This window comes from Comamonas sp. 14P8.1.4 (assembly GCF_057799285.1).
Genome location: NZ_JBYOKN010000003.1, coordinates 107,364 through 128,523, shown reverse-complemented (window position 1 = coordinate 128,523; position 21,160 = coordinate 107,364). Strand labels below are relative to the sequence as shown.

21 protein-coding genes are annotated in these 21,160 nt (G+C 61.2%); 6 read left to right on the top strand and 15 right to left on the bottom strand.

The annotated features are described in order from the left end of the window. Positions 1-63: 63 nt before the first annotated feature. Entirely contained in the window at positions 64-1,047 is a 984-nt protein-coding gene (locus AC27VO_RS07595) for a Bug family tripartite tricarboxylate transporter substrate binding protein (protein ID WP_488666415.1), read from the top strand. A 74-nt stretch (positions 1,048-1,121) separates the two neighbouring features. Here the strand turns inward: AC27VO_RS07595 and AC27VO_RS07590 are convergent, their stop codons facing one another. From AC27VO_RS07590 to AC27VO_RS07580, 3 genes are all read right to left on the bottom strand, one after another. Continuing rightward, positions 1,122-2,405 carry an EAL and HDOD domain-containing protein gene (locus tag AC27VO_RS07590; protein WP_488666106.1) on the bottom strand — a complete coding sequence of 428 codons (1,284 nt, stop codon included), beginning with the start codon at positions 2,403-2,405 and terminating at the stop codon, positions 1,122-1,124. Positions 2,406-2,523: 118 nt separating this feature from the next. Next, entirely contained in the window at positions 2,524-3,786 is a 1,263-nt protein-coding gene (locus AC27VO_RS07585; RefSeq protein WP_488666105.1) for an EAL and HDOD domain-containing protein, read from the bottom strand. Positions 3,787-3,834: 48 nt separating this feature from the next. Beyond that, entirely contained in the window at positions 3,835-4,638 is an 804-nt protein-coding gene (locus AC27VO_RS07580; RefSeq protein WP_488666104.1) for a ferritin-like domain-containing protein, read from the bottom strand. Positions 4,639-4,684: 46 nt separating this feature from the next. On the opposite strand from AC27VO_RS07580, the gene AC27VO_RS07575 reads away from it, so the two are divergent. Next, positions 4,685-5,209, top strand: a complete 525-nt coding sequence (locus AC27VO_RS07575; protein ID WP_488666103.1) for a gamma carbonic anhydrase family protein — start codon at positions 4,685-4,687, stop codon at positions 5,207-5,209. 40 nt (positions 5,210-5,249) lie between these two features. Continuing rightward, positions 5,250-6,242, top strand: a complete 993-nt coding sequence (gene hslO / locus AC27VO_RS07570; RefSeq protein WP_488666102.1) for an Hsp33 family molecular chaperone HslO — start codon at positions 5,250-5,252, stop codon at positions 6,240-6,242. A gap of 369 nt (positions 6,243-6,611) precedes the next feature. Here the strand turns inward: hslO and AC27VO_RS07565 are convergent, their stop codons facing one another. The 5 genes from AC27VO_RS07565 to pyrG form a co-directional block, all read right to left on the bottom strand. Next, a complete protein-coding gene (locus tag AC27VO_RS07565; RefSeq protein ID WP_488666101.1) occupies positions 6,612-7,031 on the bottom strand; it encodes a hypothetical protein in 420 nt (139 codons plus the stop codon). 77 nt (positions 7,032-7,108) lie between these two features. Continuing rightward, positions 7,109-7,387, bottom strand: coding sequence for a septum formation initiator family protein (locus AC27VO_RS07560; RefSeq protein ID WP_488666100.1), 279 nt, complete (start codon positions 7,385-7,387; stop codon positions 7,109-7,111). A gap of 63 nt (positions 7,388-7,450) precedes the next feature. Continuing rightward, positions 7,451-8,737 carry a phosphopyruvate hydratase gene (eno, locus tag AC27VO_RS07555; RefSeq protein ID WP_488666099.1) on the bottom strand — a complete coding sequence of 429 codons (1,287 nt, stop codon included), beginning with the start codon at positions 8,735-8,737 and terminating at the stop codon, positions 7,451-7,453. A 172-nt stretch (positions 8,738-8,909) separates the two neighbouring features. After that, positions 8,910-9,767 (bottom strand): 3-deoxy-8-phosphooctulonate synthase, encoded by an 858-nt coding sequence (gene kdsA / locus AC27VO_RS07550; RefSeq protein ID WP_488666098.1) that lies wholly within the window; start codon positions 9,765-9,767, stop codon positions 8,910-8,912. Between the two features lie 152 nt (positions 9,768-9,919). After that, complete coding sequence (gene pyrG / locus AC27VO_RS07545) at positions 9,920-11,581, bottom strand: CTP synthase (protein ID WP_488666097.1); 1,662 nt, start codon at positions 11,579-11,581, stop codon at positions 9,920-9,922. Between the two features lie 108 nt (positions 11,582-11,689). Between pyrG and coaBC the strand changes: the two genes are divergently transcribed. From coaBC to dut, 3 genes are read left to right on the top strand one after another with little or no spacing between them, the layout of a single operon-like run. Beyond that, the gene (coaBC, locus tag AC27VO_RS07540; RefSeq protein WP_488666096.1) at positions 11,690-12,919 is read left to right on the top strand and encodes a bifunctional phosphopantothenoylcysteine decarboxylase/phosphopantothenate--cysteine ligase CoaBC; all 1,230 of its coding nucleotides are present in this window, start codon (positions 11,690-11,692) and stop codon (positions 12,917-12,919) included. A 55-nt stretch (positions 12,920-12,974) separates the two neighbouring features. Beyond that, positions 12,975-13,526, top strand: a complete 552-nt coding sequence (locus tag AC27VO_RS07535) for a hypothetical protein (protein WP_488666095.1) — start codon at positions 12,975-12,977, stop codon at positions 13,524-13,526. Positions 13,527-13,557: 31 nt separating this feature from the next. Next, a complete protein-coding gene (gene dut, locus AC27VO_RS07530; protein WP_312568899.1) occupies positions 13,558-14,007 on the top strand; it encodes a dUTP diphosphatase in 450 nt (149 codons plus the stop codon). A gap of 145 nt (positions 14,008-14,152) precedes the next feature. Here dut and AC27VO_RS07525 read toward each other — a convergent pair whose 3' ends face one another. The 7 genes from AC27VO_RS07525 to AC27VO_RS07495 all read right to left on the bottom strand — a co-directional run bounded on the left by AC27VO_RS07525 (position 14,153) and on the right by AC27VO_RS07495 (position 20,999). After that, a complete protein-coding gene (locus AC27VO_RS07525; protein WP_488666094.1) occupies positions 14,153-14,680 on the bottom strand; it encodes an FKBP-type peptidyl-prolyl cis-trans isomerase in 528 nt (175 codons plus the stop codon). A gap of 144 nt (positions 14,681-14,824) precedes the next feature. Further along, positions 14,825-16,276, bottom strand: coding sequence for an aldehyde dehydrogenase (locus AC27VO_RS07520; RefSeq protein ID WP_488666093.1), 1,452 nt, complete (start codon positions 16,274-16,276; stop codon positions 14,825-14,827). 24 nt (positions 16,277-16,300) lie between these two features. Next, on the bottom strand, positions 16,301-17,014 hold the full coding sequence (locus AC27VO_RS07515) for an ABC transporter ATP-binding protein (protein ID WP_488666092.1): 714 nt from the start codon (positions 17,012-17,014) through the stop codon (positions 16,301-16,303). Beyond that, positions 17,007-17,759, bottom strand: coding sequence for an ABC transporter ATP-binding protein (locus AC27VO_RS07510; RefSeq protein ID WP_488666091.1), 753 nt, complete (start codon positions 17,757-17,759; stop codon positions 17,007-17,009). Before AC27VO_RS07510 ends, AC27VO_RS07515 begins: the two co-directional genes overlap by 8 nt. Further along, the gene (locus AC27VO_RS07505; protein WP_488666090.1) at positions 17,756-18,685 is read right to left on the bottom strand and encodes a branched-chain amino acid ABC transporter permease; all 930 of its coding nucleotides are present in this window, start codon (positions 18,683-18,685) and stop codon (positions 17,756-17,758) included. The genes AC27VO_RS07510 and AC27VO_RS07505 overlap by 4 nt, the downstream gene beginning before the upstream one ends. Further along, complete coding sequence (locus AC27VO_RS07500; RefSeq protein WP_488666089.1) at positions 18,682-19,557, bottom strand: branched-chain amino acid ABC transporter permease; 876 nt, start codon at positions 19,555-19,557, stop codon at positions 18,682-18,684. The genes AC27VO_RS07505 and AC27VO_RS07500 overlap by 4 nt, the downstream gene beginning before the upstream one ends. Before the next feature lie 221 nt (positions 19,558-19,778). After that, positions 19,779-20,999 carry an amino acid ABC transporter substrate-binding protein gene (locus AC27VO_RS07495; protein WP_488666088.1) on the bottom strand — a complete coding sequence of 407 codons (1,221 nt, stop codon included), beginning with the start codon at positions 20,997-20,999 and terminating at the stop codon, positions 19,779-19,781. Positions 21,000-21,160 lie beyond the last annotated feature (161 nt).

Sequence of the window (21,160 nt, the reverse complement as noted above, 5' to 3'; positions counted from 1 at the left end):
TGGCGAGTAAGTTAAATTAATTTTGGTGCAAAATATATTTTTATTTGTCAATCCGGACTAACGATCATGAATACCCTGCGACGAGGTTTGGTAGCTGCGGCCATGTTGGCGGCGGCAGTCCCTTCGCTTTCTTGGGCGGATGCAGCGCCTTGGCCTAGCAAGCCGATCCGCATTGTGGTTGCCTACCCAGGTGGTGGGGTCAGCGACATTGTCGCGCGTGCGTTGGGTGAAAAGCTGAGCGCGCAGCTGGGTACCCCCATCGTGGTGGAGAACAAGGCTGGCGCTGGTGGTGCGATTGGTCTGGATGCCGTGGCGAAGTCTGCCCCCGATGGCTACACCCTGGGTTTTTCTGCCATCAGCCCTGTAGCGCTCAATCCGCACTTGGGGGCCGTGCCCTTTGATCCACAAAAGGATCTGGCACCAGTGGTCAGCGTGATGTATTCGCCCGTGCTGATTTTGGCTACCACGGCAGAGCGCGCCACCAGCTTCAAGGAATTACTGGCTGAGTCTCAGCGCCAACCAGGCGTTGTGCGCTGGGCGACTGCTGGTTTGGCTTCGCTGGGTCACATTGTGCTGGAGCAGGTGAAGCACACGGCCAAGGTTGACATCACCCACATTCCTTACAAGGGCGGTGGACAGCAGCTCAATGATGCGCTGGGTGCACAATACGAAGTGCTGTCGACCAATGCGGGCCCCACCGTGATGCAGCATATTCAGGCGGGCAAGCTCAAGCCTTTGGCAGTGGGCGCCCCCAAGCGTCTGGAGTCGTTGCCTGAGGTGCCTACCTTGGCGGAGCTGGGCTTTCCCGCCGCGAACTCGACATCGCTGTTTGGTATTTTTGCGCCCGCAAAAACACCGGCAGCCGTGCTGCAGCGCTTGAACAAAGAGTTCAATACGGCCCTGTTGGCACCAGATATCCAGGCCAAGCTCAAAGCTTCGGACAATGTGCCAACAGGCGGTGATGCCAAGTCGTTTGCACACCAAATCCAGCAAGAGTCCGACAACAATGCACGCATTGTGAAGGCAGCGAATTTGCACACCAATTGAGCGTTTCATCCGATCAAAAAAAGCCACCCTCGGGTGGCTTTTTTTGTGAGCAGGGTGCTGATGCAGGAGGTGCGTCAGACCGCTTCTTCGCTGAGGCTGTCAGCCCATGCCAGCGCCTGCAAATGCGCCCAGTTGACCTGGTGGTTGGACAGGTGCAGGGCATCCGAGTTGCGGGCAAAAGCTTCTTCATCACCGCTTTCACAGGCCAGCACCAGCTCCAGGAAGGGCGCGTAGACCCCTGTTTTGTGCAGCAGCGCATCCACCACGGGTTGCGGCAGTGCAATAGAGCTCAAGGCCTGCTCCATGGGCATGCCCAGGATGGTGTCGAGCAAAGAGAAGATGCCAACGACAAATGCGTTGTCTACCTCTTCTGCGGGCAGCATTTCGATGGCGAGCAGTTCCATGAGCCTGCCACGTACCACGGCAGTTTGACCCACGGCAGGTGCACTTCCGCCGGCTCGCGAGGTCGTCATGAGGAGCGCTGCCCAGCGGAACAGCTTTTTCAGCCCCAGGATCATCACGGCATGGCGAAACGAGGTGATCTCGCAGGACAGGCCAAAACCGGACGAGTTGATGAAGCGCAGCAGGTTGAAAGACAGGGTGGGGTCTTTCTTGAGCAGTTCTTCAATCTCTGCCGTGCTGCTTTGGTTGCGCACCAAATTCAGCAACTGCAAGATGATGGCCTGCGAAGGGCGCACCGTGCGCGTTTGCACCAAATCAGGTTTGGCAAACCAAAAGCCCTGGAACAGTTTGATGCCCAGCTCCTGCATATGCTCAAACTGTGCTTGCGTTTCCACCTTCTCGGCCACGATTTGCGCCATGGTGTGTGTGCGCGCAAATTTGACGAGTGCCTGGGCGTTTTCCAGCGGGAAAGTCAGCATGTCCAGCTTGATGAAGCTGGCCATGGGCAACCAGTTGACATAGGCACGGCGCAGCAAGTTCTGGTCGAATGCCAGGCGAAAACCGCGTTGACGCAGGCTCTCAAACAAAGGAATAGTGGCCGCAATTTCAGCAGCGGTGGCGTCTTCGCCCAGGGTCGGGATTTCCAGAATCACCTTGTCTGGGTGAATCAGCTCCAGATGCCCGCCTTGCAAGCTCTCGTGCGTGCAGTTGATGAAAACCAACTTGCGTCCCACCAGCGCTTCGGTGCCGGCATAGGACAGGGCGTTGACCAGCATGGCGGCATCGCTGGCAGCTGTGTGCGAGTCCACGGCCGTGGAGCGGTCAAACAGCTCGTAGCCAAACACCTCGCGGCGCTCATTCAGAATGGCTTGCCGGCCAATCATGGACACCGATGCATCGGCTACTCCGGGTGGCAGGCTAGGAGGTGGGGCGGAGGTGTGGGTGACAGTGGTCATGAGGGCGGTCGCAAAACAGGCGGCTTAGCTTGTAAATGTAGCGTGAGCCGGGCCGGGCAGGCAAATGTGTTTGCTGGTAGATACAGTTGCCCAGGCGTAGTGGGCCGCACGCCTTGGGCTATTGGGTGATCTGGTCACACCAGGCCAGCGCCTGCAGGTGGGCCCAGTTGATTTGCTGGCTGGTGAGCTTGAGTGTGGAGGCCGCGTGATCGAACGCCTCGTCATTGCTGCTTTCACAGGCCTCGGCCAGGCGCAGCAGGTCACCAAACACGCCTTCGTGTTCCAGCAAGGCCTGGCGAACCGGTGTGGGGACATTGATGAGTTGCAGTGCATCTTGCATGGGGATGCTGAGCATCACATCCAGCAAAGAGAAGATGCCGACCACAAAAGCCTGCTCGGCGTCATCTTCGCCCATGAATTCCAGGGCCAGCAATTCCATCAGGCGGCCGCGAATGACCGCCGTGTGGCCAATCGCCGGGCTGGTGTTACCGTATTTGGAGGCAGTCAGTAGTAGGGCGGCCCAGCGAAAGAGCTTTTTCAAGCCCATGATCATGACCGCTTGTCGGAATGAGGTGATCTCGCGTGCGCTGCCAAAGCCTGCGGAGTTGATCAGGCGCATCAGATTGAACGCCAGGCCCGCATCTTTTTTGAGTACTTCCTCAATTTCATCGGTGCTGGCCTGACGGCGCAGCAAATTGATGAGCTGAATGATGCTCACTTGATTGGGGGCCAGCAACTTGGCTTCCACCACCGAGGGGCGCGAGAACCAGTAGCCCTGGAACAGCGAAACGCCAATGCTCTTGAGCAAATCAAACTGCGCAGAGGTTTCCACTTTGGTGGCAATCAGCTGGGCTCTGCTGTGGCGTGCGGCATAGCTCACCAGGACTGCCAGTTGCTCAGGACGCAGCACATTCAAGTCCAGCTTGATGTAGTCCGCAAGAGGCAGCCAGGTGGCGTAAGCCGACTCCAGCACCGTGTGGTTGAACGAGAGTTTGAAGCCCCGCTCTGCCAGTGCACGCAAGATGGGCAGGCGTGCGACCGCTTCGGAGGCGGCGACATGGCCGAGGGGTTCGACCTCCAGCACCACTTTTTCGGGGTTGAGCAGTTCCAGGTGCCCGCCCGCAAGACTTTCGTGCGTGCTGTTGACAAACAACAGCTTGGTGCCCACCAAGTCTTCACTGCCAGCATGCGACAGTGCGGTGAACAGCAAGATGACATCCGTGGCCGCCGTGTGCTCGGCAGGCGCGCGTGAGCGGTTGAACAGTTCATACCCGATGACGGCCTTGTCGACATTCACGATAGCCTGGCGCGCGATCATGGACGTGCCCTTGTGCGCAGCGGCAGGGGGCGTGGCGGGCAATGGCGATGAAGTTACGGACATGTCTGCGAAGGAGGCGTCTGGGGAGGTGCGCGCAGTCAACAAAGCCAGCTATTCATGCTGTTCCAGCCAGGCGATCTCCTCATCGGTAAACCCGGCTGCTTGGCGCGCCTGGGTGTTGAAAGGGGGGCGAGGACGTGGTGCTTCGTATTTCTGAGCCAATGCAGTGTAGTGCGATTGGGGTTCCAAATGATTGCGCTGGCATAAGAAACGATACCAATAGTTTCCGATAGCCACATGACCGACTTCTTCGCGCAGGATGATGTCTAGCACATCGACGGCGGCCAGCGCATCGGGCGTGCCGACCTGGCGCAGTTTGGCCTGAATCTGGGGTGTGGCATCCAGTCCACGCGCTTCCAGGGTGCGGGGGACGAGCGCCATGCGGGCTGTCACGTCTTGCGCGGTTTTCTCGCACATTGTCCAAAGCCCCTGGTGGGCCGGAAAGTCACCGTAATCGTGGCCTTGGGCTTGCAGCCAGTCACGAATCAGTAAGAAATGCTTGCCTTCTTCTCCTGCAACTTGCAGCCAGTCTAGGTAGTACGACTGCGGCATGTCATCAAAGCGCCAGATGGCGTCCAATGCTAGATTGATAGCGTTGAACTCGATGTGTGCAATAGCATGCATCAAGATAATGCGGCCTTGCACGGTGGCGGGAGAGCGGCGTGCCACTTCGGTGTGGCGCAGCAGAGGCGGTCGCTCCGGATGCCCGGGCAGCAGTGTGCCAGCGACCAATGTCGGGGCATGCTCGGCAATCAGCCATGGCTGTGCCTGTGCATGCATCTGCACGGCGGCAGCGGCTTTTTCAAAAGAGTCGCAGAGGCACAAGACCTCAAGGGCGCGTTGTCGTAGCTCCATACCTACAATTGTAATTTTCCTGAAAGCACAAAAAATAGGAGACAAGATGGCTGTGTATGCATTGGATGGCATCGCCCCTCAAATGGCCGACAGTGCCTGGGTGGCGGACAGTGCCCAGGTCATGGGCGAGGTGCATGTGGCTGCAGATGCCAGCGTGTGGTTCGGTACGGTGGTACGTGGCGACACGGCGCGCATCACCATTGGCGAGGGCACCAATGTGCAGGACGCCAGCGTGCTGCACGCAGATCTGGGAATGCCTTTGGTGATTGGCCGACATGTGACGGTGGGTCACCAAGTTATGCTGCACGGGTGCACGATTGGGGACGAGAGCCTCATCGGTATCGGTGCGATTGTGCTGAACGGGGCGAAAATTGGCAAAAACTGCTTGGTGGGGGCTGGCTCCCTGGTGACCGAAGGCAAAGAGTTTCCCGATGGATCCATGATCATTGGAAGCCCGGCGCGCGTGGTCAAACAGCTCACCGCAGAGCAGATAGAAGGTTTGCGCCGCAGTGCGCAACACTACATTGACAACGCGCGCCGCTTCAAGGCGGGTCTGCGCAAGCTGGGTTGACCCCCGGCACTTAGCAATCACTAGATTGGGATCACACAGCGTGTCTGAACTCCACAAATTCCTCTTCGATGGCCTGCCAGTGCGCGGCATGATCGTGCGATTGACCGATGCTTGGAAAGACATTCTCCAGCGTCGTGCCAGCAATACCGATACAGGGGCCTACCCGGCGGCGGTGCGTGAGCTGCTGGGGGAGATGACGGCTGCCAGCGTGCTGATGCAGTCCAACATCAAGTTCAACGGCGCGCTGGTGTTTCAGATTTTTGGCGAAGGCCCAGTCAAGGTGGCGGTGGCTGAGGTGCAGTCCGATCTGGGCCTGCGCGCAACGGCTTCGGTCAATGGCGAAGTAGCAGCGGGTGCCACACTCGCCGATCTGGTGAATGTGAACGGCGTGGGCCGCTGCGCCATCACCCTGGACCCCAAGGACCGCTTGCCTGGTCAGCAGCCCTACCAAGGGGTTGTGCTGCTCAATGATGCCGACGGCGAGCCGCTGGGCAAAATCTCGCAAGTGCTGCAGTACTACATGGGCCAGTCGGAGCAGCTCGATACCTGCATTGTGCTGGCCGCCAACGATGAGGTTGCTGCAGGCTTGATGATTCAGCGCATGCCACTCAAGGGTCAGGACAACCTGGCGGGCGCGACCGAAAGTGCACAAGACGAGCACGATCGCATTGGCGAAAACGAAGAGTACAACCGCATTGCAACGCTGGCCGCCAGCCTCAAGCGCGATGAGCTGCTGTCGCTTGATGTCGATACCATCTTGCGCCGCCTGTTCTGGGAAGAAAAGCTGCTGCGCTTTGTGCCGCAAGACGGCGAGAACGGCCCGCACTTTGCCTGCACCTGCAGCCGTGAGCGCGTGGAAGGCATGTTGCGTAACCTGGGCCAGGAAGAGGTCGAGCAGGTGGTGCAGGAGCAGGGTAGCGTGGAAGTGGGTTGTGACTATTGCGGCGCGCAATACCACTTTGATGCGGTGGACGCCGCCCAGCTGTTTGCCGACAAGCCCAGCCAGGCACCGGGCTCCTCCTCGGTGCAATAAGGGGCGCTGACGAGACTTTGGTGTTGCGTTGGCAGCACCGCAACCGGGCCTGTGGCGCAATGATTCACGCCCCCCCACAGGTTGGCGCTTGGTAGAGGGGGCTCTTACACGGGGCACCCTGCACGCTCTTTTCTTGGATGTCTACGGCAGTGCTATCGGGCAGCTCTCGCAACCAGAAGGCACTAAAGAGCGCATGGCCCACGCTAAGTGATGGGGCAATGCGCCGCCGTCCTTGCTGCGCAAGGCGGGGGCTTGCCATCGCTGGGGTGTAATGCTCTGCTTCAAGGAGCAGTTAACGGTGGATGTATCTGGTTTTTAATGTGTTTTGACATTGAAAGCTAGGAAAATCCAGCGCTGGCTGCTCTTTTTTTATGTGCGTTGCATCAGGTGCTGAAACAGCGACTGCTCGCTGCGTGCATCCAGGCATTCCCAGCAGTCGGCGCTGTGTGGGCTGGGTAGCGCGGTGCTGCGCTGGGGTATCCACGGCGCCAACTGCGTGGCTTGCTGCTGGGCACTGCCGTAGAGCATCTGAATGGCAAAGCCTTGGGCACCATTGAGCATGCGGGTGCGCCATTGCTGCTCCAGTGCGTGGTCTGCAGCGCTTGGGCTTGTCAGCAGGGCCCACAGCACAAGGCCTTGATCGGCAGGGTGGTTCTGGGGCCAGGCGGTGGCGGGCAGTAACCCGTGCAGGTTGACGCGCGCGCCAGCGGCGGCGTGCAGAATCTGTGCGCAATGCGCTGCACTGGCACACAGCAGTACGCGGCGGTGATCAGGGGGAGAGGGGGTCATGCCGTGCAAGGCCAGCAAGGTGTGCCGATGGGCGGTGGGTGACGCAACGCGGGCACTGCCACCGTGCGTGCCGTCATTCAGTTGCGCAAGATTTGCACGTAAATTTCATTGGGCTTGAGCATGCCCAGCTCACTGCGCGCTTTTTCCTGCACCGTTTCCTTGCCTTCGCGCAGGTCGTTGACCTCGGAGGCCATGCGCTCGTTTTCTTTGCGTGCCGCATCGTTGGATGCGTGCAGCTCATTGATCTGTCCTCGCAGCTCGGCCACGCGGTCCATGCTGCCAGCACCCAGCCACAGCTGGGCATGTGTGATCGCCAGCAGGCAAAGTAAAACAACGGTGACGATGCGAGAAACCATGACAGAGATTTAAAAAACCGGGGTGGTGAGACCCCGGTTTTTGTGAAGGCCGCAGCCTGAAGATTAACGCAGGTTGTAGAACGCGTCGCGGCCAGGGTACACCGCAACTTCGCCCAGATCCTCTTCGATGCGCAGCAGTTGGTTGTACTTGGCGATACGGTCGGAGCGGCTCATCGAACCAGTCTTGATTTGACCAGCATTCAGGCCCACCGCAATGTCAGCAATTGTGCTGTCCTCGGTTTCGCCCGAACGGTGCGAGATCACGGCGGTGTAACCAGCGCGCTTGGCCATTTCGATGGCGGCAAACGTTTCGGTCAGCGTACCGATCTGGTTGATCTTGATCAGGATGGAGTTGGCAATGCGCTTGGTGATGCCTTCCTTCAAGATCTTGGTGTTGGTCACGAACAGATCGTCACCCACCAATTGCACCTTGTCGGCCAAGCGGTCGGTCAGGATCTTCCAGCCATCCCAGTCGCCTTCGTGCATGCCGTCTTCGATGGAGATGATGGGGTACTTGTCGCACCAGCCGGCCAGCATGTCGGTCCACTGGGTGGCGTTCAAGGTCATATTGCCTTCGCCTTCCAGCACGTACATGCCATCCTTGTAGAACTCGGAAGCAGCGCAGTCCAGGCCCAGAGCGATTTGCTCACCGGGCTTGTAGCCGGCTTTTTCGATGGCTTCGATGATCAGCTGGATCGCAGCTTCGTGGTTTTCCACGGAAGGTGCAAAACCGCCTTCGTCGCCCACGGCGGTGGACATGCCCTTGTGGTGGATGATGGCCTTCAGCGCGTGGAACACCTCAGCGCCCCAGCGCACGGCTTCGCGGAACGTAGGCGCGCCCACGGGGATGATCATGAACTCTTGCAGGTCCAGCGTGTTGTTCGCGTGGGCGCCGCCGTTGATCACGTTCATCATGGGCACGGGCAGTTGCACGCCGCCCATGCCGCCGAAGTAGCGGTACAGGGGCAGGCCAGCTTCTTCAGCAGCAGCGCGGGCCACGGCCATCGACACGGCCAGCATGGCGTTGGCGCCCAGGCGGCTCTTGTTGTCAGTGCCGTCCAGGTCAATCATGGTCTTGTCCAGGAAAGCCTGCTCCGCAGCGTCCAGGCCCACCACCGCTTGGGCGATTTCGCCGTTGATGTGGTCCACGGCCTTGAGCACGCCCTTGCCCAGGTAGCGGCTCTTGTCGCCGTCACGCAGCTCGATGGCTTCGCGCGAGCCGGTCGATGCGCCCGATGGCACAGCAGCGCGGCCCATCACGCCCGATTCCAGCAGTACATCACATTCCACTGTGGGGTTGCCACGGCTGTCCAGGACTTCGCGTCCGACGATGTCAACGATTGCACTCATGGTGTTTCCTCTGAAGGTTTTAAAAACAGGTGGGCAACGCAAGCGGTGTGTTGTGCTGTTTTGCGGCTCAGGCTGCCCGGCATGGGGGTGTACATGTGAAAAAGCACGCCCAGCAGGGCGTGCTTGTTGTGCATTACAGCGGCTTCATGGTACGCGCGGTGCGCATCTTAACTTAGGCCGAAAAGTTGTTTTCAAGGAAACCGTTGCGCTTGGTAACGTCATCCAGCGCCACCAGGGTCTCCAGCAAGGCCTTCATGTGTTTGAGCGGCACGGCGTTGGGGCCATCGCTCAAGGCGTTGCAGGGATCGGGGTGGGTTTCCATGAACAGACCGGCCACGCCCACGGCCACGGCGGCGCGGGACAGCACGGGCACCATCTCGCGCATGCCGCCGCTGCTGGTGCCGTTGCCACCTGGCAGCTGCACGCTGTGTGTGGCGTCAAACACCACGGGGGCGCCGGTCTCGCGCATGATGGACAGCGAGCGCATATCGCTCACCAGGTTGTTGTAGCCAAAGCTGGCGCCGCGTTCGCAGGCGGTGAACATGTCAGGGTCTTGGCCCACTTCGACGGCGGCAGCGCGTGCCTTGTCGATGACATTCTTCATGTCGTGGGGGGCCAGGAACTGGCCCTTCTTGATGTTCACGGGTTTGCCGCACTGGGCCACGGCGCGGATGAAATCCGTCTGGCGGCACAGGAAGGCGGGGGTTTGCAGCATGTCGACCACCGATGCCACGTGGGGGATTTCTTCCACGGTGTGCACGTCGGTCAAGACCGGCACGCCAATTTCCTTGCGTACCTTGGCCAGAATTTCGAGGCCTTTTTCCATGCCGGGGCCGCGAAAGCTGGTGCCCGACGAACGGTTGGCCTTGTCAAAGCTGCTCTTGAACAGGAAGTTGATGCCCAGTTGGGAAGTGATTTCCTTGAGCTGACCAGCCACGTCCATCTGCAGTTGCTCGGACTCGACCACGCAGGGGCCTGCAATCAGGAAAAAGCGCTGGTCCAGACCAACGTCAAAGCCGCAGAGTTTCATGGTGTTTCCTTTATGGCATGCCAGGCATGCTTCAAAAACTGAAGCTGCTAGCGCCTGTGTTTTAAAGACTTCAGCTTTATTTGGTGCTGAACTCTTTAATTATCAAGCGCTGGCAGCTCCTTTTTTAAAGACTTGCTTCCGTCAATCGGAAATCAAGCCTTCTTGCCCGACTTGGCCTGGCCATCCTGCGCTGCCTTGATAAAAGCGTTGAACAGGGGGTGACCATTCCAGGGGGTGGACTTGAACTCGGGGTGGAATTGCACGCCGATGTACCAGGGGTGCACTTCCTTGGGCAGTTCCACGATTTCGGTCAGTTGCTCACGCTGGGTCAGCGCCGAGATCACCAAACCGGCCTTGCGCAGCTGGTCCAGATACTGCACGTTGGCTTCGTAGCGGTGGCGGTGGCGCTCAGTCACCACGTCGCCGTAGATGCTGTGGGCCAGCGTGCCCTTTTGCACGTCGGACGACTGGGCGCCCAAACGCATGGTGCCGCCCAGGTCGGAGTTCTCGTCACGGGTCTTGATCGTGCCGTCCTCATCCTTCCACTCGTTGATCAAAGCGATCACGGGGTTGGGGGTGTGGGGATCAAACTCGGTGGAGTTCGCGCCTTCTAGGCCCGCCATGTGGCGTGCGTACTCGATGGTCGCAACCTGCATGCCCAAGCAGATGCCCAAATAAGGCACCTTGTTTTCGCGGGCAAACTTGGCGGTCGAGATCTTGCCTTCCACGCCGCGCGAGCCAAAACCGCCGGGCACCAAAATAGCGTCGTACTTGGACAGCTCTTGCTTGGCGTTGGCGTCGGTGATGGTTTCCGAGTCGATGTGGGTGATCTTCACGCGGGTGTGATTGCGCATACCGGCGTGCTTGAGCGCTTCGTTGACCGACTTGTAGGCGTCGGACAGTTCCACGTACTTGCCCACCATCGCGACATTCACTTCGCCTTGGGGGTGTTCGGTTTCGTACACCAGATCGTCCCAGCGCTTCAAGTTGGCAGGCGCGGTGTTCAGGCGCAGCTTGTCGCAGATCAGGCCGTCCAGACCTTGCTCGTGCAGCATGCGGGGCACCTTGTAGATGGTGTCCACATCCCACATGGAGATCACGCCCCACTCTTGCACGTTGGTGAAGAGGGAGATTTTTTCCTTCTCTTCATCAGGCACAGCGTATTGCGCACGGCACAGCAGCGCATCAGGCTGGATGCCGATTTCGCGCATTTTTTGCACAGTGTGCTGGGTGGGCTTGGTCTTGAGTTCGCCTGCGGCTGCAATGTAGGGCAGGTAGCTCAGGTGCACAAAGGCCGCGTTGTTGGGGCCGAGCTTCAAAGCCAACTGACGGATGGCTTCGAGGAAGGGCAAGGACTCAATGTCGCCCACCGTGCCGCCCACTTCGCAGATCGCCACATCCACGGCGTCATCGGTGCCGATGCCGGCGCCGCGCTTGACGTATTCCTGGATTTCATTGGTGATGTGGGGAATGACTTGAACGGTCTTGCCCAGGTAATCGCCGCGACGCTCCTTCTCCAGCACGGTCTGGTAGATACGACCGGTGGTGAAGTTGTTGGACTGGCGCATACGGGTTTCAATGAAACGCTCGTAGTGGCCCAGGTCCAGGTCGGTTTCGGCGCCGTCATCCGTCACAAACACTTCGCCGTGCTGGAAGGGGGACATCGTGCCGGGGTCCACGTTGATATACGGGTCCAGCTTGATGAGGGTGACTTTGAGGCCGCGCGACTCGAGCAGCGCAGCAAGGGAGGCTGAGGCGATTCCCTTGCCCAGGGAAGACACCACACCGCCTGTGACGAAGACGAATTTGGTCATGTCTTGTTCGTTTTTATGGTGGTGGTAAAGCGAGATTATAGGTGCCAGCCGCAAATGGCCGCTTGTAAACCCGGGCAATTGACCTTGTTGCTCTGCTACATTCGCGCCATGCAAGAACTCGCTGGCAAACACATTGTTTTGGGCCTCTCTGGGGGCGTTGCTTGTTATAAAACGGCGCATTTATGCCGTTTGCTGACCAAGGCGGGCGCTACCGTGCAGGTAGTGATGACCGAGGCGGCCGAGCAGTTCATCACCCCCGTCACCATGCAGGCGCTGTCGGGCCGCACGGTCTACACCTCGCAGTGGGATGCGCGCGAGGGCAACAACATGCCGCACATCAACCTCAGCCGGGAGGCCGATGCCATCGTCATTGCGCCGTGCAGCGCAGATTTTGTGGCCAAACTGGCACAGGGCCGGGCGGACGAGCTGCTCAGCCTGATGTGCGTGGCCCGCCCGATGGACCGCGTGCCGCTGTTGCTGGCCCCGGCCATGAACCGTGAAATGTGGGCACACCCCGCCACACAGCGCAATTTTGCGCAGGTGGCATCCGATGGTGCTCATGTGTTGGGCGTGGGTGTGGGTGAGCAAGCCTGTGGCGAGACGGGGGATGGCCGCATGCTGGAGCCCGAAGAGCTGCTGCACGACATTGCCGCCTTCTTTGCGCCCAAAGTGCTGGCCGGGCAACAGTTGCTGATTACGGCAGGCCCCACGTTTGAAGCCATCGACCCTGTGCGCGGCATCACCAATTTGTCGAGCGGCAAGATGGGCTTTGCCATTGCGGCAGCCGCCCAGGCGGCGGGCGCAGATGTGACTCTGGTCGCCGGCCCGGTGCATTTGCCCACACCGCGCGGTGTGAAACGCATCAATGTGCAATCGGCATTGCAGATGCTGGATGCGGTGCAAAGCCAAGTCAGCCACGCTAGCATTTTTATTGCAACGGCGGCTGTGGCGGACTGGCGCCCCGACAGCGCGGCCGATCAAAAAATCAAAAAAGACGGCTCGGGCGATGTGCCTGCGCTGCGCTTTGTTGAGAACCCGGACATTCTGGCCACCGTGGCCCAATCGCCGCGTGCACAAAGCGGCGCGCTGTACTGCGTGGGTTTTGCGGCGGAAAGCCACGATCTGCTGGCCCATGCCACCGCCAAACGCCAGCGCAAAGGTGTGCCTTTGCTTGTGGGCAATATCGGCCCGGCCACGTTTGGGCAAGATGACAACGCGCTGCTGCTGGTGGATGCGCTCGGCCACCGTGAACTGCCACGTGCCAGCAAGACCGAATTGGGCCGCCAACTGGTGGCTGAGCTGGCGCGCCGTTTGCCCGGCGCACAGACCCAGGCGTAGCGCCTTTTTCCATTCCCATCGTTGACCGACAGAAAGAGAAAGCAGAGGCACCGTGATGGCATTTGCCCCCGTGAAATCGTCCAGCAAGCTGCGTTTGTTTTCAGCGCCCCGGCCCAATTACAAGGACTTCAGCGGCCCGCCGGATGGCGATTACGTGCGTTATGTCGATGGATTGATGCTGTGGGCCGAGCAGGAACAAGAACGCCAGCGCCTGAAAACCCTGGGAGACAAAGCGCGCAGTCTGGGTGATACCCAGTGGGGGCGCAGCAAGCCCGCAGCGCACAGTGCAGCGGCGGGTGCTGCCGCCGCCATGCATGCCGCCACGGCGCAGCCCGGCAGTGTGGAGAGTTCGGTCCAGCGCTGGAAGCGCAAGGCCCAGGCGCAGGCCGCCAAAATGCAGCAGGCCCAGAAAACGGCAGCAGGCCAGGGCGCAGCGGCTGCCAAGCCCAAAGCCAAGTCTGGCCCTTTGCCTGCGCTGCTGGTGGTTGCCGCCATGGTGCTGGCAGGCATGTTTGCGCCCGGCGTGGTGCCTGTGGTCATCATTGCGTGGGTGGCATTCAACGTGATACGGGCCGTGCGTGCGGCTTCTGGCGCCGGCAAGTCCTGAGCCGCGCTTTCTCCCCTTACCATTGCTCCCCATGCAAGTAGATATCAAGATTTTGGACGCGCGCCTGCGCGAGAACATGCCCGCCTACGCAACACCCGGCAGCGCTGGCCTGGATTTGCGCGCCTGCATTGATGCGCCCGTGACGCTGGAGCCCGGCCAGTGGCAGCTGATTCCCACAGGCATGGCCATGTACCTGAAAGACCCGGGCTATGCCGCCATGATCCTGCCCCGCTCGGGGATGGGCCACAAGCACGGCATCGTGCTGGGCAATCTGGTGGGGCTGATTGATTCGGACTACCAGGGCCAGTTGATGGTCAGCGCCTGGAACCGCTCGCCCACCGCCTTCACCCTGCAGCCCATGGACCGCTTGGCGCAGCTGGTGATCGTGCCCGTGGTGCAGCCTTCGTTCAACGTGGTCGAAGAATTCGAAGCCGTGTCAGAGCGCGGTGAGGGTGGTTACGGTTCTACCGGCAAGCAGTAAAGCGCTTTGCACCATAAGAAAAGCCTGCATTCGCCAAGAATGCAGGCTTTTCTTATTTCAGGAGCAGTCAGCGCTGATCCATGCAGGGTTTCAGGTGAATAAGTGCCTGAAGCTGTTTATTAACGATCGCTAGCAGCTATCACTTTTAGTGAATGGTGGTGTTGCCAGGCGCGGTAGGGGGCGCAATGCGGAAGAAGCCCGTGCCTGCGCTGCCGCGGCCAATTTCTTCTTCGGTGGCTTCGCGCACGGCTTCCACCTTCAGGGCAATACGCAGGGCAATGCCGGCCAGCGGGTGGTTGCCGTCCAGCACCACGTGCTCGGGGTAAATGTCGGTCACGGTGTACAGCGCATCCTTGGGCGCTGCGGCGTTGCAACCCTGGGGCAGCGCGCTGCCTTCAAAGGTCATGCCTTCTTCCAGCTCCTTGGGGAACAGCTCGCGCTTTTCCAGGAAGATCAGGGTGTCCACATAGTCCCCAAACGCATCTTCGGGCTCCAGGTGCAGCTGCAATGTGTCGCCCACGGTGTGGCCTTGCAGGGCTTCTTCGATGCGCTTGAGCAAGTCTTCGCCACCGACCAGAAATTCCACCGGCTCGTCCAGCACGTCCAGCTCATCGCCCAGGGTGTCTTTCAAAGTCCAGGTCAGCGCGACCACGCATTGTTCGGTGATGTTCATGATTTGCAGCCTTGTGCGGCCAGGGCCGCAGGAAAAATAAAACAGGCCGCCGCGCAAGCTCTGTGCAGAGCGTGCGGGCGGCCGCGCTGGGGGAGATTTTCCCACGGCTGCGCCATGGCCGCAGCGGTGCGGCCTTGACGGCGCTCAGAAGGGGTAGTGGCGCTCGGTGGTTTGCAGGGTGATCCAGCGGGTTTCAGTGAAGGCGTTGATGCCTTGCTGGCCGCCAAAGTGACCGTAGCCGGAGGCCTTGACGCCGCCAAACGGCATCTGCGCCTCGTCATGCACCGTGGGGCCGTTGATGTGGCAGATGCCCGCTTCAATGCGCGCGGCCACGCGCCAGCCGCGTGCACTGTCGCGGGTGAAGACGGCCGAGGACAGGCCGAACGCGTTGTCATTGGCCACGGCAATGGCCTCGTCTTCGCCATTGACGCGCACGATGCCCTTGACGGGGCCAAAGGTCTCTTCGTGGAAGATGCGCATGTCAGATGTGACATGGTCAATCAGCGTGGCGGGCATCAAGGTGTTGCTGGCCTTGCCGCCGCAGACAATGCGCGCGCCCTTGGCCACGGCGTCATCGATCAGCGCGTTGCAGCGGTCCACGGTGGTCATGTCCACCACCGAGCCCAGCACCACAGGGCCCTGGCGTGGGTCACCCAGCGGCAGCGACTGTGCGCGTGCAGCCAGCTTGGCGATGAAGGCATCGGCCACGGCGTTGTCCACCACAAAGCGCTCGGTGGACATGCAGATCTGTCCCGAATTGGCGAACGCGCCAAAGGTGGCAGCGGCCACGGCGGCGTCCAGGTCTGCATCGTCCAGCACCAGGAAGGGTGCCTTGCCGCCCAGCTCCAGCAGGGCGGGCTTGAGGTGTTTGGCGCAGGTCTGGCCAATGATCTTGCCAACCTTGGTGGAACCAGTGAAGCTCACGCGGCGAACGGCGGGGTGGGCGACGATGGCTTCGACCACAGCGCCCGCATCGGCTGGGGCATTGGTGACAAAGTTCACCACGCCCTCGGGCAGCCCGGCTTCCTGCAGCGCTTCAATGATCAGCCCGTGCGTGGCCGGGCACAGCTCCGAGCCTTTGAGGATGACGGTGTTGCCGCAGGCCAGGGCGGTGGAGATGGAGCGCACGGCCAAAATGACGGGCGCATTCCACGGTGCAATGCCCAGCACCACCCCGGCGGGCTGGCGCACGGCCATGGCCACGCTGCCAGGCACGTCGGAGGGAATGATCTCGCCGTTGATCTGCGTGGTCAGCGATGCGGCTTCCAGCAGCATGCTGGCCGACAGGTGCACGTTAAAACCAGCCCAGATGCCCGAAGCGCCGGTTTCGGCGGCCATGGCGGCGGCAATCGCATCGCCCTTGGCTTCCAGCGCCTGGGAGGCCTTCATCAGCATGGCGCGGCGGGCATTGGGGCCGGTTTTGGACCAGATGACAAAGGCGGCGGCAGCGGCATCGCAGGCGCGCTGGGCATCTTGCACGGTGGCGGCGGGGGCGCGGGTGGCGATGGAGCCATCCAGCGGGTTGCGGCGCTCAAACGTGGCACCGTTGCTGGCGGCGCAGGCAACGCCACCGATCAGCATGGTTTGTTCAATCATGGAACTCTCCTTCTCGGGATGGAATTAGTGTGCGCCGCCCAGATAGGCGCGGCGTACGGCAGGGCTGCAACGCAGGGCCTGGGCGCTGTCCTCGCCGACGATGCGGCCAGTCTCCAGCAGATAGCCCCGATCGGCAATGGCCAGGCTTTGCTGGGCATTTTGTTCGACCAGCAGCACGCCCATGCCCAGGGTTTTGATTTGGGCCAGTGAGGCAAACAGTTCTTTGCACATCAGCGGGGACAGGCCCAGTGACGGCTCATCCAGCAGCAGCACATCGGGCTGGCTCATCAGCGCGCGGCCCACGGCCACCATTTGCTGCTCGCCACCGCTCATGGTGCGCACACTCTGGTGCAGCCGGTCGCGCAGCTTGGGGAAAAGCTGAAAGACGCGTTCCAGATTGTGCGCCTCATGGGCACGGGCGCGCTGCGGCTGGGCACCCAGGCGCAGGTTTTCCTGCACGGTCAGCTCACCAAACACCCCGCGCCCCTCCGGCACCAGGGCCAGACCGGCCTGCACGATGCGGTGGCTGGGCAGCTGCATCAGCTCTTGATCGTTGAGGCGGGCGCTGGCACCGGGGGCGGGCGTTACCATGCCGCCCAGCGCCTTGAGCAGGGACGACTTGCCGGCACCGTTGGCCCCCAGCATGACCACCAGTTCACCCGGGCGCACCTGCAGATCCACGCCGTGCAGTGCGGCGTGCTTGCCGTAGTGCACGGACATATTGCGCACATCAAGCATGGGCCACCTCGCTTTCGCTGTCTCCGCCCAGGTAGGCGCGTACGACTTCCGGGTCTTTCAATACTTCGGCCGTGGGGCCGTCGGCAATGGGGCTACCCGCATTCATCACCACGCAGCGGCTGCACAGGGCGTGCACCGCGTCCATGACGTGTTCCACCATGACCACGGTCAGCCCGCTGGCGTGCAGCTGGCGGATCAGGGCAATGCCCTGCTGCAGCTCGGTCGGGTTCAGCCCGGCCAGCCACTCGTCGAGCAGCAGCACCTGGGGCTGCAGCGCCAGGGCGCGGGCCAGCTCCAGGCGTTTTTGGTCGATATAGGTGAGTTCAGCAGCGGGCAGGGTGGCCTGTGCGCCCAGGCCCACACGCTCCAGCAGGGCCTGGGCCACGGGGATGGCGGCCTTGCCAAACAGCGGCTGGGGCTTGAAGGCCATGCCTGCGATCACGTTGTCCAGGCAGCTGAGCGTGCCCAGCACCTTCACCAGCTGGAAGGTGCGGGCGATGCCCATGTGGGCAATCTGGTGGCTTTTGCGTGTGTGGATGGGCTGGCCGTTGAGCAAGATGGCGCCGCCATTGGCGGGCAGGGCGCCCGAGATCAGGTTCATGGCCGTGGTCTTGCCCGAGCCGTTGGGGCCCAGCAGGCCCACCACTTCACCGGCATGCACATCGAAGGACAGCTGGTTCACAGCCACCAGGCCGCCAAAGCGCTTGCTGACGTTGCGTACGGAAAGCAAAGGCGTGCTGCTCATGGCTGACCTCCGGTTTTGCGCGTGTGCTGCTGTATCCAGCCGGCAATGCCTTGCGGCACCAGATACACAATCACGATGAACACCAGCCCCAGCAGGATGGAGAAATGGTTGGGGAAGTTGGCGCCCAGGTACTCAAACAGCAGCACCAGCGGCACGGCACCCAGGATGGGGCCAAACAGGGCGCCTGCCCCGCCCAGCAAGGCCATGATCAGGGTCTGGAACGAGATGACGGGGGCAAAGGCAATGCTGGGGTCAATGTACGTCCAGCGCGGCGCCATGATGGCTCCCACGACGGTCATGAACACGGCGCTCACGGCGAACAGCACCACCTTGGCGATGGTGATGTTGATGCCCACGTGCGTGGCTACGGTTTCGTCTTCGCCGATCACGCGCAGGGCCAGGCCCAGGCGGGAGCGGTTGATCAGCGCGCGCAGCACCAGCACCAGCACGAGCAGCGCCAGCAGCTGGAAATAGATGTCCAGCTGCGTGATTTCGACAAACACATAGCGGCCCAGGTCTTTGGTGATGTTCACCTCCCACCAGGTCACGAGCTGCTTGACCAGCTCGGCCAGGCCAAAGCTGAAGATCACAAAGTACACGCCAGACAGGCGCAGGGTGGACAGGCCCACCACCAGCGCCATCACTAGGCCAATGCCCGCGGCAATGCCCAGCACGGCGGGCCAGGGCAGTTGCTCGCCCAACACGGCCGTCACATAGGCGCCCACGCCAAAGAAGGCGGCGGTGGCCAGCGAGACATAGCGCGTAGGCCCGGAGAACAGGGCCCAGGCCGTGGCCAGCGTGCTGTACATCAGGACGCTGATCAGCAGCGAGAGGTAGTACTCATCCTTGAGCCACAGCGGCAGCAGGGCCAGCGCCAGTGCGGCGGCGGCACCCAGGCTCCAGCCCAGTATTTCGTTGCGGCTCATCGGGCAGCCCTCCCGAACAGGCCGGTGGGCTTGAACAGCAGCACCAGCAGGAAGACGGCGTAGTTGACGGCCAGCGTCAGCCCGGGGTCTAGCAAAGAGGCCACCAGGGTTTCGGCAAAGCCCAGCAGCATGCCGGCCGCCAGGCAACCCATGAGGTTGCCCACGCCGCCCATGATGACGACGATCAGCGCCTTCATCGCAAACATGGTGCCCATGCTGGCCGAGAAGGGCAAAAACATGCTGACCAGCACGCCGCACACCGCCACCATGGCACCGCCCAGCCCAAAGGCCAGGGCAGCGGTGTGGCGCACATCAATGCCGACCAGGTGGGCAAACTGCGGCGCGACCGAGACGGCACGCACCACCGCGCCAGCACGGGTGCGGGTGAGCAACAGGTACAGCCCACCACCCAGCACCAGGGCCACCACCAGCACCAGCAAGCGGTTGGCGGCGACCTTGCTGCCCAGAATGTCGATGGGCTCCGACAGGAAGGAGTAGCTGTGGTAATCGCCGCCAAAGTTCACCAGCATCAGCCCTTGCACCACAAACAGCATGCCGAAGGTGGCGAGGATGGAGTCCACCTCCAGCGAAGCCCCACCCTTGGCGCGGCGCACCAGCGGGGTGAGCAGCACCTGGTAGATCAGCCACTGCACGGCAAAACCCAGCGGCACCACCAGCAGCAGCAAGAGCAGGGGCGAGATGCCCCAGGCCGTGACGGCGAAAAAGGCCAGAAACGCCGGCGCAATCAGAAATTCGCCGTACGAGAGATTCATGATGCGGGCCACGCCGTACTGCAGCGTCAGCCCCATGGCGATCAAGCCATACAGCCCGCCGAGCATGCTGCCCGCTAAAAGGATGTCTATAAAGTTCATAGCTGCTAGCGCTGGTGTTTGCTAGTTCTTAGGTGCTAATCAATGCAAAATGCAGGCACTGCGTGCGCAAGGTGCTTTGGTTTTTGAAAATAACTGGGGGCGCTGCGCCCCACGCCGCACAGGGCATGGGGTGGCGCTGCTGCGCAGAGAAAGGCAAAGCGGGTGTGCCCACGCCTTCATCTGCAGGGCATGCGCGCATGGCCATGCCCCAACGGGCGCGATTACCAGACCGGTTTGGGGATGACCGCTGGCTTGGCACCCGCACGGGCGGCAGGGGCCACGGCATTGAACTGGCCGTTTTGCCACTGGCCCACGTGCCACAGTTGCTTGAGCATCTGGTTCTCCAGCTTCACCGTGCCCAGCACCGTGTCAAAGCTGCCAGTTTTCAGCTCTTCGGTGATGGCGGCTCGGTCGATCTTGCCCACGCGCTCCACCGACTGCTGCAGCATCTGCAGCGAGGTGTAGACGATGGAGCTGGCAAAACCGTCGGCATCGTGGCCCGCCACTTCCTTGAAGCGCTTGAGGTAGTCCTGCATCTTGGGATTGCTGTAGTCCAGGCCACCGGGGGCCATGATGCCCTCGGCTGCCGCACCAAACTTGCCCTTGTACATGGGGAACTGCGTGCCCACACCGGTAAACATGACCTTGGGCGCCATGCCCAGGGTGCGCGCCTGTTCGGTGATCAGCATGGTGTCTGGCGGGTAGGAATAGGCCACAAAGGTGTCGGCTCCCTTGCCCTTGGCTTCGTTGATGACCGGCGTCATGTCCTGGGTGCCAATCGGGTAGCTCTTGTCGTAGACTAGCTCAAAGCCATGCTGCTTGGCCGCCTTGCGGGTGGCATTGGCCAGCTCCACACCAAAGCCGTCGGCAATGTTGACCATGGAAATCTTGTTGTTGATCTTGCCCTCGGCCTTGGCTTTTTCCAGCAGCGCCACCAGGTCTTCCGCGTATTCACCGCCGGTGCCCAGGAAGAAGAAGGCGTGCTTCCAGCGCTTGACCAAGTCCGGTGCCTTGTCGGTCACCGAGGTGGACGCCAGCAGCGGGAACTTGTATTTCTCGTAGGTGGGGCCGACGGCCAGGTTGGAGCCCGTGCTCCACGGCGGCAGCAGCAGATCCACCTTGTCCTGGGTGATCAGGCGCTCGGTGGCGCGCACGGCTTCTTCGGTGCTGGAGCGGTCGTCATACTCCACCACTTCAATCGGCACACGCTTGCCGTATTGCTTGAGCATGATGCCGCCGGCATCGTTGATTTCCTTGACCCAGAGCTTGTAGTTCGGGGCGGTGGTCACCGAGGTGCCGCCGGCATTGATGCCGGTCTTGGCAATGGCCCAGCCAATGCGGATGGACTTGGGGGCCTCTTGGGCCCAGGCGGCGGTGCCCAGCAGGCCGAGTGCGCAAGCACCGGCAATCTGGCGCAACCAAAAGCGTTTGGTCATTGGCATGGTCTTGTCTCCTTGTCGCCCTTGGTATCGGTTTCTGCAGGGATGGGCGTGGGATTGATCCTAGGAGCGCAGCCCCACCTTGGCGTGACCAGCAGTGCACAAACTGTTTGATGGTTTGCGCACAGAGGGCGGGGTTTTCCCTTGATTTGGCGCAAAGTCAG